Annotated in this window: 15 protein-coding genes; 7 read left to right on the top strand and 8 right to left on the bottom strand. The window is 73.6% G+C overall.

From position 1 onward, the window contains the following. Positions 1-25: 25 nt before the first annotated feature. The 5 genes from ACI79A_RS11330 to ACI79A_RS11310 all read right to left on the bottom strand — a co-directional run bounded on the left by ACI79A_RS11330 (position 26) and on the right by ACI79A_RS11310 (position 4,211). The gene (locus ACI79A_RS11330; RefSeq protein WP_457083095.1) at positions 26-754 is read right to left on the bottom strand and encodes a hypothetical protein; all 729 of its coding nucleotides are present in this window, start codon (positions 752-754) and stop codon (positions 26-28) included. Beyond that, complete coding sequence (locus tag ACI79A_RS11325; protein ID WP_457083093.1) at positions 751-1,653, bottom strand: ATP-binding cassette domain-containing protein; 903 nt, start codon at positions 1,651-1,653, stop codon at positions 751-753. Before ACI79A_RS11325 ends, ACI79A_RS11330 begins: the two co-directional genes overlap by 4 nt. Before the next feature lie 80 nt (positions 1,654-1,733). Next, entirely contained in the window at positions 1,734-2,747 is a 1,014-nt protein-coding gene (locus tag ACI79A_RS11320; RefSeq protein WP_457083091.1) for an iron-siderophore ABC transporter substrate-binding protein, read from the bottom strand. A gap of 76 nt (positions 2,748-2,823) precedes the next feature. Further along, positions 2,824-3,600 (bottom strand): FAD-binding oxidoreductase, encoded by a 777-nt coding sequence (locus ACI79A_RS11315; RefSeq protein WP_457083089.1) that lies wholly within the window; start codon positions 3,598-3,600, stop codon positions 2,824-2,826. Further along, entirely contained in the window at positions 3,600-4,211 is a 612-nt protein-coding gene (locus ACI79A_RS11310; RefSeq protein ID WP_457083087.1) for a sulfite oxidase-like oxidoreductase, read from the bottom strand. Before ACI79A_RS11310 ends, ACI79A_RS11315 begins: the two co-directional genes overlap by 1 nt. Positions 4,212-4,418: 207 nt before the next feature. Here ACI79A_RS11310 and ACI79A_RS11305 point away from each other — a divergent pair, with 207 nt between their 5' ends. Genes ACI79A_RS11305 through ACI79A_RS11295 form a run of 3 tightly spaced genes read left to right on the top strand, consistent with a single transcriptional unit; the run spans position 4,419 to position 7,858 of the window. Next, a complete protein-coding gene (locus tag ACI79A_RS11305; protein ID WP_457083194.1) occupies positions 4,419-5,120 on the top strand; it encodes a succinate dehydrogenase cytochrome b subunit in 702 nt (233 codons plus the stop codon). Positions 5,121-5,135: 15 nt separating this feature from the next. Beyond that, positions 5,136-7,082, top strand: a complete 1,947-nt coding sequence (locus tag ACI79A_RS11300) for a fumarate reductase/succinate dehydrogenase flavoprotein subunit (RefSeq protein WP_457083085.1) — start codon at positions 5,136-5,138, stop codon at positions 7,080-7,082. Continuing rightward, entirely contained in the window at positions 7,079-7,858 is a 780-nt protein-coding gene (locus ACI79A_RS11295; protein ID WP_457083083.1) for a succinate dehydrogenase/fumarate reductase iron-sulfur subunit, read from the top strand. Before ACI79A_RS11300 ends, ACI79A_RS11295 begins: the two co-directional genes overlap by 4 nt. Positions 7,859-8,025: 167 nt before the next feature. On the opposite strand, the gene ACI79A_RS11290 is transcribed toward ACI79A_RS11295, so the two are convergent. The 3 genes from ACI79A_RS11290 to fdhA form a co-directional block, all read right to left on the bottom strand. After that, positions 8,026-8,628: a GDSL-type esterase/lipase family protein gene (locus tag ACI79A_RS11290; RefSeq protein ID WP_457083081.1), complete on the bottom strand. Its 603-nt coding sequence runs from the start codon at positions 8,626-8,628 to the stop codon at positions 8,026-8,028. A gap of 56 nt (positions 8,629-8,684) precedes the next feature. Next, positions 8,685-8,882, bottom strand: coding sequence for a hypothetical protein (locus ACI79A_RS11285; protein ID WP_457083079.1), 198 nt, complete (start codon positions 8,880-8,882; stop codon positions 8,685-8,687). An 80-nt stretch (positions 8,883-8,962) separates the two neighbouring features. After that, positions 8,963-10,186, bottom strand: coding sequence for a formaldehyde dehydrogenase, glutathione-independent (fdhA, locus tag ACI79A_RS11280; RefSeq protein WP_457083077.1), 1,224 nt, complete (start codon positions 10,184-10,186; stop codon positions 8,963-8,965). A 217-nt stretch (positions 10,187-10,403) separates the two neighbouring features. Here fdhA and dhaK point away from each other — a divergent pair, with 217 nt between their 5' ends. The 4 genes from dhaK to ACI79A_RS11260 all read left to right on the top strand — a co-directional run bounded on the left by dhaK (position 10,404) and on the right by ACI79A_RS11260 (position 13,892). Beyond that, entirely contained in the window at positions 10,404-11,405 is a 1,002-nt protein-coding gene (gene dhaK, locus ACI79A_RS11275) for a dihydroxyacetone kinase subunit DhaK (protein ID WP_457083075.1), read from the top strand. A 2-nt stretch (positions 11,406-11,407) separates the two neighbouring features. Further along, entirely contained in the window at positions 11,408-12,055 is a 648-nt protein-coding gene (dhaL, locus tag ACI79A_RS11270; protein WP_457083073.1) for a dihydroxyacetone kinase subunit DhaL, read from the top strand. 6 nt (positions 12,056-12,061) lie between these two features. Then, a complete protein-coding gene (gene dhaM / locus ACI79A_RS11265; protein ID WP_457083071.1) occupies positions 12,062-12,472 on the top strand; it encodes a dihydroxyacetone kinase phosphoryl donor subunit DhaM in 411 nt (136 codons plus the stop codon). A 121-nt stretch (positions 12,473-12,593) separates the two neighbouring features. Continuing rightward, positions 12,594-13,892, top strand: a complete 1,299-nt coding sequence (locus tag ACI79A_RS11260; protein WP_457083069.1) for a C40 family peptidase — start codon at positions 12,594-12,596, stop codon at positions 13,890-13,892. The last annotated feature ends 15 nt before the right edge of the window (positions 13,893-13,907 follow it).

The raw sequence follows: 13,907 nt of genomic DNA, 5'->3' as shown, positions 1-13,907 counted from the left end.
CCCGCTGGGGCACCGCGCACACCCGTCAGACGTCGCGGCGGACCAGCAGCACCGCGGCGAGCAGCCAGCTGCCGCCGGCCCAGGCGGCCGTGACGGCCAGGCCCACCGCCCAGCCGGGACCGTCGGCCAGGAAGGGCACCCCGGCGACCCGCAGCACCGGCAGCGCCTGCGCCACCGACGTGGCGAGGTCGCCGAACAGCGGCAGCACCACCGGCAGACCCAGCACCAGCCCGATGCCCGCGCCGACCCCGCCGGCCGTCGACCGCAGCGCCGCGCCCAGCCCGACCGCCAGCACTGCGGTCAGCCCGGCTCCGGCGACCTGCAGCAGCAGGGCGCCGCCCACCCCGGATCCGGTCAGCGGCACCCCGCCCGGCACCCCGGTCGACGTCCGCGCGGCCAGCCAGCAGCCCAGCGCGAGCACCGCGGTCAGCACCCCGACGGCTCCGGCGACGACGACGGTCTTGCCCGCCAGCCACCGCACCCGCCGGGGCACCGCGGCCAGCGAGGCCAGCACCATGCCGCTGGTGAACTCCCCCGCGCCGACGACGACGCCCAGGACGACCACCACGAGCTGGGCGAAGCCGAAGCCGATCAGCGCGATCCCCCCGGCATCGCCCGCGTCGGCGGCGGACGGCGTGGTGGCGGCCGCCAGCCAGCCGAACCCGACCGCGAGGAGTGCGTACACGGCGGCCGCCCACCAGGTGGAGCGCAGCGAGGTGAGCTTGGTCCACTCACCGCGCAGCAGCCCGGTCACCGGGTGCCGGCCCGGTACTCGACGTCGTCCCCGGTGAGCGCGTAGTACGCCGCCTCCAACGAGGTCGTCGCCCGGGCCAGCTCGTGCACCGGCGCGCCGACGGCGAACGCGACGTCGCCGACCTGCTCGGGGGCCATCCCCCGCACGGCCAGGGCCCCGTCGGGCTCCGCGGATACCTGGGCGCCGGCCCGCTGCAGCGCGCCGGCGAGCGCCGCCCGCTGGGGAGTGCGCACCCGGACGACGGCGTCCGCGCCCAGCAGCTCGGCCATCGGCACGTCGGCGAGCAACCGGCCGCGACCCATCACCAGCAGGTGGTCGGCGGTGTCCTGCATCTCGCTCATCAGGTGGCTGGAGACCAGCACCGTGCGCCCTTCGTCGGCCAGGTCGCGCAGCAGCTCCCGCACCCAGCGGATCCCGTCGGGGTCCAGCCCGTTGACCGGCTCGTCGAGGATCAGCACCTCCGGGTCGCCCAGCAGCGCGACGGCGATGCCCAGCCGCTGCCCCATGCCCAGGGAGAACCCGCGCACCCGCTCTCCCGCGACATCGGCCAGTCCGACCAGGTCGACCACCTCGTCGACCCGGCCCCGGGGCAGCGCGTTGCTCTGCGCCAGCGCCAGCAGGTGGCGGTAGGCGGTCCGCCCGGGGTGCCGGGCGCGCGGGTCGACCAGCGCGCCGACGCTGCGCATCGGCTCGCGCAGCTCGGCGTAGGGCACGCCCAGCACGGTGGCCCCACCTGCGGTGGGCCGGGTGAGCCCGAGGACGCACCGCATCGTCGTGGTCTTGCCCGACCCGTTGGGCCCCAGGAAGCCGGTGACCCGGCCGGGCTCGACCCGGGCGGTGAGGTCCTCCACCGCCGTCCGTGCCCGGTACCGCTTGGTCAGCCGGTCGAGCTCGATCACCCGCACACCCTCCCGGTCCGGCCCCGTGCAGGGTCCCACCCCGAGCGTCGGCGAGGGGTGGGGGACACGGTGGTCCTTCCTCAGGTCAGGGCGGGCACCTCGGTGGCCGGGTCGCCGTCGGCGGCGGCGGCGAGCGCCGGCTCGACCCGGTCGAGCAGCCAGGGCAGCGACAGCGGGCTGCCGTAGCCGAGCGCCGCGCTCAGCTCGCCGCTGTAGGGGCCCAGGTGGACGGCGCGGTCCTCGGTCACCACGCTCAGCGCGGCCAGCAACGGCTCGGCGGCGGTGTCCTCCGACGTGTACCCGTTGAGCACGAGGACCTCGGCGTCGAGCAGGTCCAGGCGCTCCTGGCTGACGTCGGTGCTCGTCTCGGGGACGGCGAAGCCGAGGTCGCTGAAGAACTGGGTGCGCAGGTCGTCCTGGCCGAGCAGGTAGTGGCCTGATCCGACGCCGGTCAGGTCCACGGCGATCGACGTGCCGGCGAACCCGGGGTTGTCGCTGATCGCCTGCTCGAACCGGCCCTCGACCTCCTCGACCAGCTCCTGCGCCTGCTCCTCGCGGCCGAGCGCCTGGCCGGTGAGCAGGGTCTGCTGCTGCCAGGGGGTGGCCCCGTCGGGGTACTCGTCGGTCTGCGCGAGGGTCGGCGCGATGCCGGACAGCTGGTCGTAGACCGCCTGGTCCATGTACGAGTACACGCCGACGATCAGGTCCGGGTCCAGCGCGGCGACGGCCTCGACGTCGATCTCCGCGCCGCCGACGGTCGGCAGCTCCGCCCCGCCGAGCTGCTCCTGGGCCCACGGGCGCTGGGTGGCGTCGTACTCGCCCAGGTTCTCCCGGACGCCGACCGGCGTCACCCCCAGGGCGAGCACGAAGTCCTGGTCGTTGAAGCCGACGGTGACCACGCGCTCGGGCTCGTCCGGGATCTCCGTCGTGCCGAACTTGTTCTCGATGGAGACGGGGAACGCCTCGGACGAGGGGGACGACCCGGCGGCGGCCGCGGTCTCCGCCTCCTCTGAGCCGCCGCAGGCGGCCAGCCCGAGGACAGCGGTGAAGCCGGCGACCAGGACGGCGGCGCGGCGGACGGGACGGCGGGGCACGGCGGACTCCTCATGATCAACGATCAGGCGAGCAGAGGTTAGCCTTGCCTTCGTCGAGCACGGAACCCGCCCTCGGTCAGCGCGTCGACTGCTCCGACGCCGAGGGCCCGAACCGCTCGACCCGGATCGCCGACGGCGCGACGCCCAGCCCGACCAGCAGCTGGCTGGCGGCCTCGGCGAACGCCGCCGAACCGCAGACGAACGCGGTCTGCCCCGGCTCCCACAGCGGCAGCAGGTCCATCGCGGTCATCCGGGCAGCCGGGCGGATGCCGTGCGCCTCCCGGGTGGTCACGACCAGCGCGCCGGCCGCGGCGAGCTCCTCGGCGTACGGCAGCTCGGCCACCGTCCGCGCCGACACCGCCACCCGGAGCAGGTCCAGCCGGCCGATGTCCCGGGCGTGCCGCACCATCGCCACCAGCGGGACGACACCGGTCCCGCCGCCCACCAGCAGCGCCGGGGTCCGCCCGTCCCAGACGAACCAGCCACCGATCGGCCCGCGCACCTCCAGCTCGTCGCCGGGTTCGACGACGTCGGCCAGGTAGGTGCTCACCTCACCGTCGTCCAGCCGCTCGACGAACAGCTCGACCAGCGGGTCGCCCGGCGCGGAGGCGACGGAGTAGGACCGCTGCGCGGTGTAGCCGTCCTCGGCGGTCAGCCGCACGACGTAGTGCTGGCCGGGCAGGTGGTCGACCCGGTCGTGGACGTCGAGCCGGAGCTCCACCGAGCGGGCGATCGGCCGGCGCACCCCGGCGACGGTCGCGGTGGTCCACCCACCCGCCGGCGCCCCGCCACCGCCGGGCGGGCCACCGGCGGTGACCGACGTGGCGCCCGAGTCCGGGCCCGGGTCCTCCATCAGTCGCCCTGGTACCGCTGCTGCCGCCACGGGTCGCCGCGGTCGTGGTAGCCGTTCTGCTCCCAGAAGCCCGGCTGGTCGCGCTTGAGCAGCGTGATCTTGCTGATCCACTTGGCGCTCTTCCAGAAGTACAGGTGCGGCACCAGCATGCGCACCGGGCCGCCGTGCTCGATCGGCAACGGCTGCCCCTCGTACTCCCACACCAGCCAGGCCTTGCCGCCGGTGACGTCCTCGATCGGCAGGTTGGTGGTGTAGCCGGTCTTCGACGTCGCCATCACGAACCGCCCCTCGGCGGTCGGCCTGGCGACCTCCAGCAGCGAGTCGACGCTGATGCCGGCGAAGTGGGTGTCGAACTTCGACCAGGTGGTGACGCAGTGGATGTCGCCGCTGTAGGCCGACGCGGGCAGCGCGTGCGCCTCGTCCCAGGTCCAGGTGGTCGGGTTCTCGACCTCGCCGTCGACGGTGATCGTCCAGGTCTCGGGCGCGATCCGCGGCGTTGGTTCGGCGGTGAGCACCGGCCAGTCACCGCCGACGTCGTACTGGCCGGGTGGGAGCCGCGGGTCGCTGGGGCCGCGACGGCGGCCGAGGAAGCCGCGAGTGGGTCCGGGCACGTCCGAAGTTCCTCTCTGACCGGCCCTGGCGGGCGGGTGCGGGGCCGAACGGCGGAGATCCTCCTCCTCTCCGGGGGCCGGCGCCTCCCCCGGGTGCCACCACCGGCGGGCGGACCCGCAGGTGAGGGTCGCCTTACATGAGCCGTGTCACGGCGGGTTCACCTGGGTGTCACTGGGCACAGGGAATACCTTGGTGCCGTGGCGACGATGACGACGCAGCAGGCTCCACGGAGGGCCCCGAAGACCGGCCGGTTCAGCAACTCGGTCGTCAAGAAGACGGTCATGGCCGTCAGCGGGATCGTCATGATCCTGTACTTGATCGCCCACATGATCGGCAACCTGCACGCCTTCGAGGGCGCCGAGTCCTTCAACCACTACTCGGGGTGGATCCGCAGCATCGGCGAGCCGGCCGTGCCGACCCAGACGGTCCTCTGGATCATCCGGATCGTGCTGCTGGTGTCGGTGGTGGCGCACTTCTGGGCCGCCGTCTCGCTGTGGCGCCAGGCCAAGCGCGCCCGCCCGGTGCCCTACGCGACGAAGAAGCGGGTGCAGCAGAGCTTCGCCTCGCGCACCGTCCGCTGGGGCGGCGTCATCCTCGCGCTGTTCATCATCTGGCACATCCTCGACCTGACGCTGGGCACCGTGAACCCGGCCGGGCACGACACCACGCCGTACGAGCGCCTGGTCGCGAGCTTCTCGAACATCCCGATCACGGCCTTCTACGTCGTCTCGATGCTGCTGCTGGGCCTGCACCTGCGGCACGGCATCTTCGCCGCCACGCAGACCCTCGGGCAGACCAACAAGAAGCGCGAGCGCGCCGTGAACGCGCTGGCCTACGTCGTCGCCACCGTGCTCACCGTGGGCTTCCTGCTCGTGCCGCTGTCCATCGCCTTCGGCCTGATCGACTGACGGGAACTCCCAGCCATGCCTCTCGAGCTCTTCACCGTCGGCGAGCCGATCGCCGACACCAAGGCCCCCCGCGACGTCCCCATCGCCCAGCGGTGGGAGGAGCGCAAGTTCCGTGCCCGGCTGGTCAACCCGGCCAACCGCCGGCGCCTGTCGGTCATCGTGGTCGGCACCGGCCTGGCCGGTGGCTCGGCGGCGGCGACGCTCGCCGAGGCCGGGTACCGGGTCAAGAACTTCTGGTTCCAGGACAGCCCCCGCCGCGCCCACTCGGTCGCCGCGCAGGGCGGGATCAACGCCGCGAAGAACTACCGCAACGACGGTGACAGCGTGCACCGGCTGTTCTACGACACGGTCAAGGGCGGCGACTTCCGCTCCCGCGAGGACAACGTGCACCGCCTCGCCGAGGTGAGCACCAACATCATCGACCAGTGCGTCGCCCAGGGCGTGCCCTTCGCCCGCGAGTACGGCGGCCTGCTGGACAACCGCTCCTTCGGTGGCGCCCAGGTGTCGCGCACCTTCTACGCCCGCGGCCAGACGGGCCAGCAGCTGCTGTACGGCGCCTACCAGGCGCTGGAGCGGCAGATCGGGCTGGGCAACGTCGAGCAGCACCCGCGCACCGAGATGCTCGACCTGATCGTCGTCGACGGCCGCGCCCGGGGCATCGTCGTCCGGCACCTGATCACCGGCGAGATCACCTCGCACATGGCCGACGTCGTCGTGCTGGCCTCCGGCGGCTACAGCAACGTCTTCTACCTGTCCACGAACGCCAAGGGCTCCAACGTCACGGCGGCCTGGCGGGCGCACAAGCGGGGCGCACTGTTCGCCAACCCCTGCTACACCCAGATCCACCCGACCTGCATCCCGGTCAGCGGCGACTACCAGTCGAAGCTGACGCTGATGAGCGAGTCGCTGCGCAACGACGGGCGCGTGTGGGTGCCCAAGGAGCGCGGCGACACCCGCGACCCGCGGGAGATCCCCGAGGACGAGCGCGACTACTACCTCGAGCGCATCTACCCGGCGTTCGGCAACCTGGTGCCCCGCGACATCGCCTCGCGCCAGGCGAAGAACGTCTGCGACGAGGGTCGTGGCGTGGGCCCGAACGGGCTGGGCGTGTACCTGGACTTCTCCGACGCCATCCAGCGGGTCGGCCGCAAGGCGATCGAGGCCAAGTACGGCAACCTCTTCGACATGTACAACCGGATCACCGGGGAGGACGCGTACGAGACCGGCATGCGCATCTACCCGGCGGTCCACTACACGATGGGCGGGCTGTGGGTCGACTACGACCTGCAGTCCACGATCCCGGGTCTGTTCGTGATCGGTGAGGCCAACTTCTCCGACCACGGCGCGAACCGGCTGGGCGCCAGCGCCCTCATGCAGGGCCTGGCCGACGGCTACTTCGTGCTGCCGAACACGATCAACGACTACCTGGCCGACGGCCCCTTCCCGAAGGTCGACACCACCCACCCGGCGGTCGTCGAGGCGGAGCAGGGCGTCCGCGCCCAGACCGAGAAGCTGCTGTCGATCAACGGCACCCGCACGGTCGCCTCGTTCCACCGGGAGCTGGGCAAGCTCATGTGGGACCTGTGCGGCATGGAGCGGTCGGAGGAGAGCCTGCGCAAGGCGCTCGACCGGATCCCGGAGATCCGCCAGGAGTTCTGGACCAACGTCAAGGTCTCCGGCGAGCAGGGCATCTTCAACCAGAACCTCGAGCACGCCGGCCGGGTCGCCGACTTCATCGAGCTCGCCGAGCTGATGTGCGTCGACGCGCTGCACCGCAACGAGAGCTGCGGCGGGCACTTCCGGGCCGAGAGCCAGACGCCTGAGGGTGAGGCGCTGCGCGACGACGAGAACTACGCCTACGTCGCCGCGTGGGAGTACACCCCGGAGGGCGTGCCGCCGGTGCTGCACCGCGAGGCCCTCGAGTTCGAGAACGTCCACCTCGCCCAGCGGAGCTACAAGTGACCAGCACAGAGCCACGCACGATGAGCCTGACCCTGCGCATCTGGCGTCAGCGGGACCGGACGCAGAAGGGCAAGATGGTGACTTACCACGTCACCGACGTCTCGCCCGACATGTCCTTCCTCGAGATGCTCGACGTGCTCAACGAGAAGCTGATCCTCGACGGCGACGACCCGGTGGCCTTCGACCACGACTGCCGCGAGGGCATCTGCGGCTCCTGCGGTCTGATGATCAACGGCATCGCGCACGGCCCGGAGCAGGCGACCGTCTGCCAGCTGCACATGCGCTCGTTCAACGACGGCGACGTGCTGGACATCGAGCCGTGGCGCTCCGGCGGGTTCCCGGTGGTCAAGGACCTCGCGGTCGACCGCTCGGCGTTCGACCGGATCATCTCCGCCGGCGGGTTCATCAGCGTTCCCACCGGCACCGCTCCCGACGCGCACGCCGTCCCGGTGCCGAAGAAGGACGCCGACGCCGCGTTCGACGCCGCGACCTGCATCGGATGCGGTGCCTGCGTGGCGGCCTGCCCCAACGGCTCGGCGATGCTGTTCACCGCCGCCAAGGTCGCCCACCTCGGGCTGCTCCCCCAGGGCCAGCCCGAGCGGGACACCCGGGTGCTCAAGATGGTGGCCCAGCAGGACGCCGAGGACTTCGGCGGCTGCAGCAACATCGGTGAGTGCTCCGCGGTCTGCCCGAAGGGCATCTCGATGGAGACCATCTCCCGGCTGAACCACGACCTGCTCGGCGCGCTCCGCGCCGGGGCCGTGCCGGCCAGCTGACCACCGCCCCTGACCCGGGGCACTGATGACGGCGGCCGTCCCGCGAGGGGCGGCCGCCGTCGTCGTTGCTCCCGGCTCCCGCTGCCTCCCGGCCCCGCTGCCGAGATCTGCGGTCTCGGGGCCACCCGAGCCGGGAGACCACGAGACCGCGGATCTCGGCGGCCGGCTCAGGCCGCGGCGCGGCGCTCGACCAGGGCCAGCAGGTGCGGGGCCAGCGCCTCGGCGACCAGCGCGTAGCCGGCCGAGGACGGGTGGAACCGGTCGGCGGAGAACAGCCCCGGCTCCGCGGCGAACCGCGCGGACAGCGCAGGCGCCACCGGTGCGACGACCCCGCCGGCCGCCTCCGCGGCGGCGGTCTGCCGGGTGCGCACCTGGTCGCAGACGGCCGCCACCACGGCGCGGAACGCCGGCGGCACCCAGGCCACCGCGGACAGGTCCGGGGTGGGGACGACGAGCACCGCGGTACCCCGCCGGCGCAGCTCGGCCACCGCGGCACCGAGGGCCGCCGCGCCCTGCGCCGGGGGCACCTGGCGGGTCAGGTCGTTGGCTCCGACCACCAGCAGGGCGACGTCGGCGTCCCGCGGCGCCCGGCGGACCTGGGCGTCGAGGTCCAGCGACGTCGCCCCGGGGACGGCGACCACGTCGAGGCGCACCGGGAGGCCCGCCGCCTCGAGCTCGCGGGTGAGCCGGGCGCCGAGGGTGTCGGCCGGCGAGGCGGCACCGGTGCCGAAGGCCAGGGAGTCACCGAGGACCGAGAAGCGGAGCGTCACACCAGGTGCAACGGCGCTGCGTCGTGGACTGTTGCGTGAGGTGCGGCTCCCCCGCGTCAGCCGCCGCGGGCGAAGAGCTCGGCGGCCATGGCGTCGTCGATGAACGGGTACTTGACCTTGAACTGCGCCAGCGCCTCGGGGACGGAGAGGACGTGGGTCTCCCGCGTTCCGGCGGCGTCCACGGTCTGCACCGTGACCATGTCGCCGTTGATCGGGACCCAGTGGGTCTCGGCGTAGTCGGTGAAGACGTTCACCACCCCATCCTCCTCCCCCGTCCCCGCAGGCCGGCAACGCCGGCCCGGCAGCGGTGCCGGGCCGGCGCGGCCGGACCGGGTCAGGCGGCCTTGCCGGTCATCCCGTGCGGGTCGATGACGTACTTGCGGGAGGCACCGGAGTCGAACTCCTGGTACCCGCGCGGGGCGTCCTCGAGGCTGATCACCGTGGCGTTGACGGCCTTCGCGATCTGCACCTTGTCGGCGAGGATCGCCTTCATCAGGCCGCGGTTGTAGCGCATCACCGGGCACTGCCCGGTGGTGAACGACAGCGACTTCGCCCAGCCGGTGCCCAGGCTCAGCGACAGTGCCCCGACCTTCGCCGCCTCGTCGATGCCACCGGGGTCGCCGGTGACGTAGAGGCCCGGGATGCCGATGGCGCCACCGGCGGCGGTGACCTCCATCAGCGAGTTGAGCACCGTCGCCGGCGCCTCCTTCTGCGCCCCCTCGCCGTGCCCGCGGGCCTCGAAGCCGACGGCGTCCACCGCGGCGTCGACCTCGGGTTCGCCGAGCAGCTGCTCGAGCTGGTCCTTCGGGTCGCCCTTGCTGACGTCGACGGTCTCGCAGCCGAACGAGCGGGCCTGCGCGAGCCGGTCCTCGTTGAGGTCCCCGACGATGACCACCGAGGCACCCAGCAGCTGCGCCCCGACGGCGGCGGCCAGCCCGACCGGGCCGGCTCCGGCGATGTAGACGGTCGATCCCGGCTTCACCCCGGCGGTGACCGCGCCGTGGAACCCGGTCGGGAAGATGTCCGAGAGCATGGTCAGGTCCAGGATCTTCTCCATGGCCTGGTCCCGGTCGGGGAACTTCAGCAGGTTCCAGTCCGCGTAGGGCACCGTCACGTACTCGGCCTGCCCGCCGACCCAGCCGCCCATGTCCACGTACCCGTAGGCCGCACCCGGGCGGGCCGGGTTCACGTTCAGGCAGATCCCGGTCTTGCCCTCCTTGCAGTTGCGGCACCGCCCGCAGGCGATGTTGAACGGCACCGAGCAGAGGTCGCCGACCTCGATGAACTCGACGTCGCGCCCCTTCTCCACGACCTCCCCGAGGATCTCGTGGCCGAGCACCAGGTTCGGCGGCGCCGTCGTCCGGCCGCGGACCATGTGCTGGTCGCTGCCGCAGATGTTCGTGGTGACCACCTTCAGGATGACGCCGTGCTGCAGCTGGCGGCCGACGTTCGCCGGGTTGACCCCGGGACCGTCCTGCAGCTCCAGCTTGGGGTAGTCGATGTCGTGGACCTCGACCTTGCCCGGTTCGATGTACGCCACGCCTCTGTTGCCGGCCATCCTCTGGCTCCTTCTGCTCGGGGACCGTGCTCCGTCGTCCCCTTGTCGGGGGCGGCTCCGAGCCCTGACATGCGACCCGGACAACGCGAGTGTGCCCTTCGCCACAGTCCGATGACACTCCTCGGGCGAGCCGTCCGACGATGCGGGACGCCGTCCGTTGCCGTGCGACCTGGATCACTCCTACGGTCAGCAGGCGCCCCCACCGACAGGAGGTCCGATGAAGAAGCTCGTCAACGACCCGGCCGACGTCGTCGCCGAGTCCCTGCGTGGCCTGGCGATCGCCCATCCCGAGCTGCGGGTCGACCACCCCAACCGGGTCGTCTTCCGCGGTGACGCCCCCGTGCGGGGCAAGGTCGGCATCGTCTCCGGCGGCGGCTCCGGGCACGAGCCGATGCACGGCGGTTTCGTCGGGGCCGGGATGCTCGACGCCGCCTGCGCCGGGGAGGTGTTCACCTCCCCCGTCCCCGACCAGATGGTCGCCGCCACCACCGGCGTCGACGGCGGGGCCGGTGTGCTGCACCTGGTGAAGAACTACACCGGTGACGTCATGAACTTCGAGATGGCCGCCGAGCTGGTCGCCGCGGAGTCCGGCACCGAGGTGGTGTCGGTGGTGGTCGACGACGACGTCGCGGTGCAGGACAGCCTCTACACCGCCGGCCGGCGGGGCGTGGGCGCCACCGTGCTGGCCGAGAAGACCGCGGGCGCGGCCGCCGAGCAGGGCCGGTCGCTGGCCGAGGTCGCCGAGGTCGCCCGCACCGTGAACGCCCGCAGCCGGAGCATGGGCGTGGCGCTGACCTCCTGCACGGTGCCCAGTGCCGGCACCCCCACCTTCGACCTGCCCGAGGGCGAGATGGAGGTCGGCATCGGCATCCACGGGGAACCGGGGCGCCGGCGGGTGCCGGTCGCGCCGGCCCGGGAGGTCGCCGAGATGCTGCTCGAGCCGGTGCTCGGCGACCTGGACTTCACCGGCGGGGACGGCGTGCTGGTGTTCCTCAACGGCATGGGCGGCACCCCGCTGATCGAGCTGTACCTGATGTTCGGCGAGGTGGTTCAGGTGCTGGAGAAGGCCGGCGTGCCGGTGGCCCGCTCGCTGGTGGGCTCCTACATGACCAGCCTGGAGATGGCCGGGTGCTCGGTGACCCTGCTGCGGATGGACGACGACCTGCTCCGCCTGTGGGACGCCCCGGTGCGCACCCCGGCGCTGCGGTGGGGGGTGTGAGAGTGGCCGACGAGCCCTCCCTCGACGCCCTCTCCGTCGACCAGCTGCAGGGCTGGGTGCGCGCCTTCGCCGGCGCCGTCGCCGAGCACCGCGACGAGTTGACCCGGCTGGACCAGGCGATCGGCGACGGCGACCACGGCACGAACATGGACCGCGGCATGTCCGCGGTGGTGGCCGCGCTGGACGACGGCCCGCCCGCCGACGCCGCCGCGTTGTTCAAGCGGGTGGGCGCCACGCTGGTGAGCAAGGTCGGCGGCGCCAGCGGCCCGCTGTACGGCACGTTCTTCCTGCGCCTGGCCGGTGCCGGAGGGTCCGAGCCGTGGGACGCGGCGACCTTCGCCAAGGCCCTGCGCGCGGGGCTGGACGGCGTCGTCGCGCGCGGCAAGGCGGAGGCCGGGGACAAGACGATGCTCGACGCGCTCATCCCGGCCTGCGATGCGCTGGACGCCGCGCTGGCCGACGGCCGGCCGCTCGGCGAGGCGCTGACCGCGGCGGCGGCCGCCGCCCGGGAGGGGCGCGACTCGACCACTGCGATGACCGCCCGCAAGGGCCGGGCCAGCTACCTCGGTGAGCGCAGCGCCGGCCACCCGGACCCCGGGGCCACCTCGACCACGCTGCTGGTCGAGGCCGCGGCCGCCGAGCTGGGCTGACCGGCGGTGGCGCAGGTGGGGCTCGTCGTCGTCTCGCACAGCCGGCCGCTGGCCGAGGCGGCGGTGACGCTGGCCCGGCAGATGCTCACCGCCCAGGACGTGCCGATCGAGGTGGCGGCCGGGCTGGACGACGGCGGCCTGGGCACCGACGCGGTCGCCATCTCCGAGGCGCTGACCGCGGCGGACCGCGGTGACGGCGTCGTGGTGCTGATGGACCTGGGCAGCGCGGTGCTCTCGGCGGAGACGGCGCTGGAGCTGGTCGACGACGAGCTGCGCGAACGGGTGGTGCTCTCCCCCGGCCCGCTGGTCGAGGGGCTCGTCGGCGCGGCGGTCGTGGCGGCCGGCGGTGGCGCCCGGGAGGCGGTCGCCGCCGAGGCGGCCCGAGGCCTGGCGCCGAAGCAGGCGCACCTGGGCTGAGCCGGCGAGGGTTGCTTCCGGCAACTCAGTGCACCCCCGCCCCTCAAGCACCTCCGGCACCGCGCCGATCAGGTGGTCAGGTCACCCGAAGGGGTGAGCGGACCAGCTGAGGAGCGCGATCGTGAGCACGCAGGTGTGGGCCGGACGTCGGGTCGGAGCACGCCTGGCGGGCGTCGTCGTCGCCGTCTCCCTCGCCCTCGTGGTCGCGCCGGGGATCGCCGCCGCGACGCCGGTCGGCCCCAGTGACGCCCAGCTGCAGGACGCCGAGCGGGCGAAGGCCGACGCCGCCGGGCAGGTCGGCGCGGTCGCCGCCCAGCTCGCCGGCGCACAGGCCGAGCTCGCCGCCGCGCAGGCGCGGTCGGCGATCGCGCTGGACACCTTCCAGGGGAAGCAGGCCGAGCACGAGACGGCGCAGGCCGCCGCCGAGGCAGCCGCCGCCGAGGCCCGGCAGGCCGCCGAGGAACTCGCCGCCGCCCGCGCGGCAGTGGCCGCCTTCGCCCGCAGCAGCTACCAGCAGGGCAGCACCTCCCCCGGCCTGGCCGCGCTGCTGGACGCCGGCGGCCCGGCGGAGGTGCTGGAGCGCGCCGCGCTGCTGGACGCGGTGGGGGTGCACCGCACCGACGTGCTCGCCGACGTCACGGTGGCCGAGCAGCAGGCCACCGCCGCCGACGCCGCCGCGCGGCAGGCTCTAGGGCAGGCGGAGACGCTGCGGCAGGAGGCGGCCGACGCGCTCGCCCAGGCCGAGCGGATCGAGGCCGGCGCCCGCCACCAGGCCGCCGACTTCGCGGCGCAGCAGACCCGGTTGCAGGCACAGCTGGACGCCGCCCAGCAGACCCTGTCCGGGCTGCAGGGCGCGCGGGCCGCCGCGGAGCAGGCTCAGCGTGAGCAGGCGCAGCGCGAACAGGCAGCGGCCGCGCAGAGCCGGGCGCAGACCCCGCCGGTGCGCCAGCAGCTCACCTCCGGCCCGACCGCTGGGGCGTCGTCCGGCCCCCGGGCCGGCGCCGGGTCGACCTCGGCCGTGGAGACCGCGATCGGCGCCGCGGAGCGCTACCTGGGCACCATCTACTCCTGGGGCGGCGGTTCGCTGAACGGCCCGAGCGTCGGCTGGGGCGTGGACGCCGGCGTCGTCGGCTTCGACTGCTCCGGGCTCACCCGCTACGCCTACGCCCAGGCCGGCGTCACCATCCCGCGCAACAGCCGGGCCCAGTACGCGGCGCTGCCCAAGGTCTCGCGCGAGGACCTGCAGCGCGGCGACCTGGTCTTCTGGGCGACCGACACCGGCAACCCGGCGACCATCCACCACGTGGCGATCTACCTGGGCGGCGGCCGCATCCTCGAGGCCCCGCAAAGCGGCTCGGTCATCCGCGAGACGTCGATGCGCTGGGGCGGCTTCATCGGCGGCGTCCGCCCCAGCGCCTGAGGGAGGGCCTCTCCG

Source organism: Modestobacter sp. SYSU DS0657, assembly GCF_054050925.1.
The sequence above is the reverse complement of the archived record's forward strand: the minus strand, read 5'-3'. Positions and strand labels throughout refer to the sequence as shown.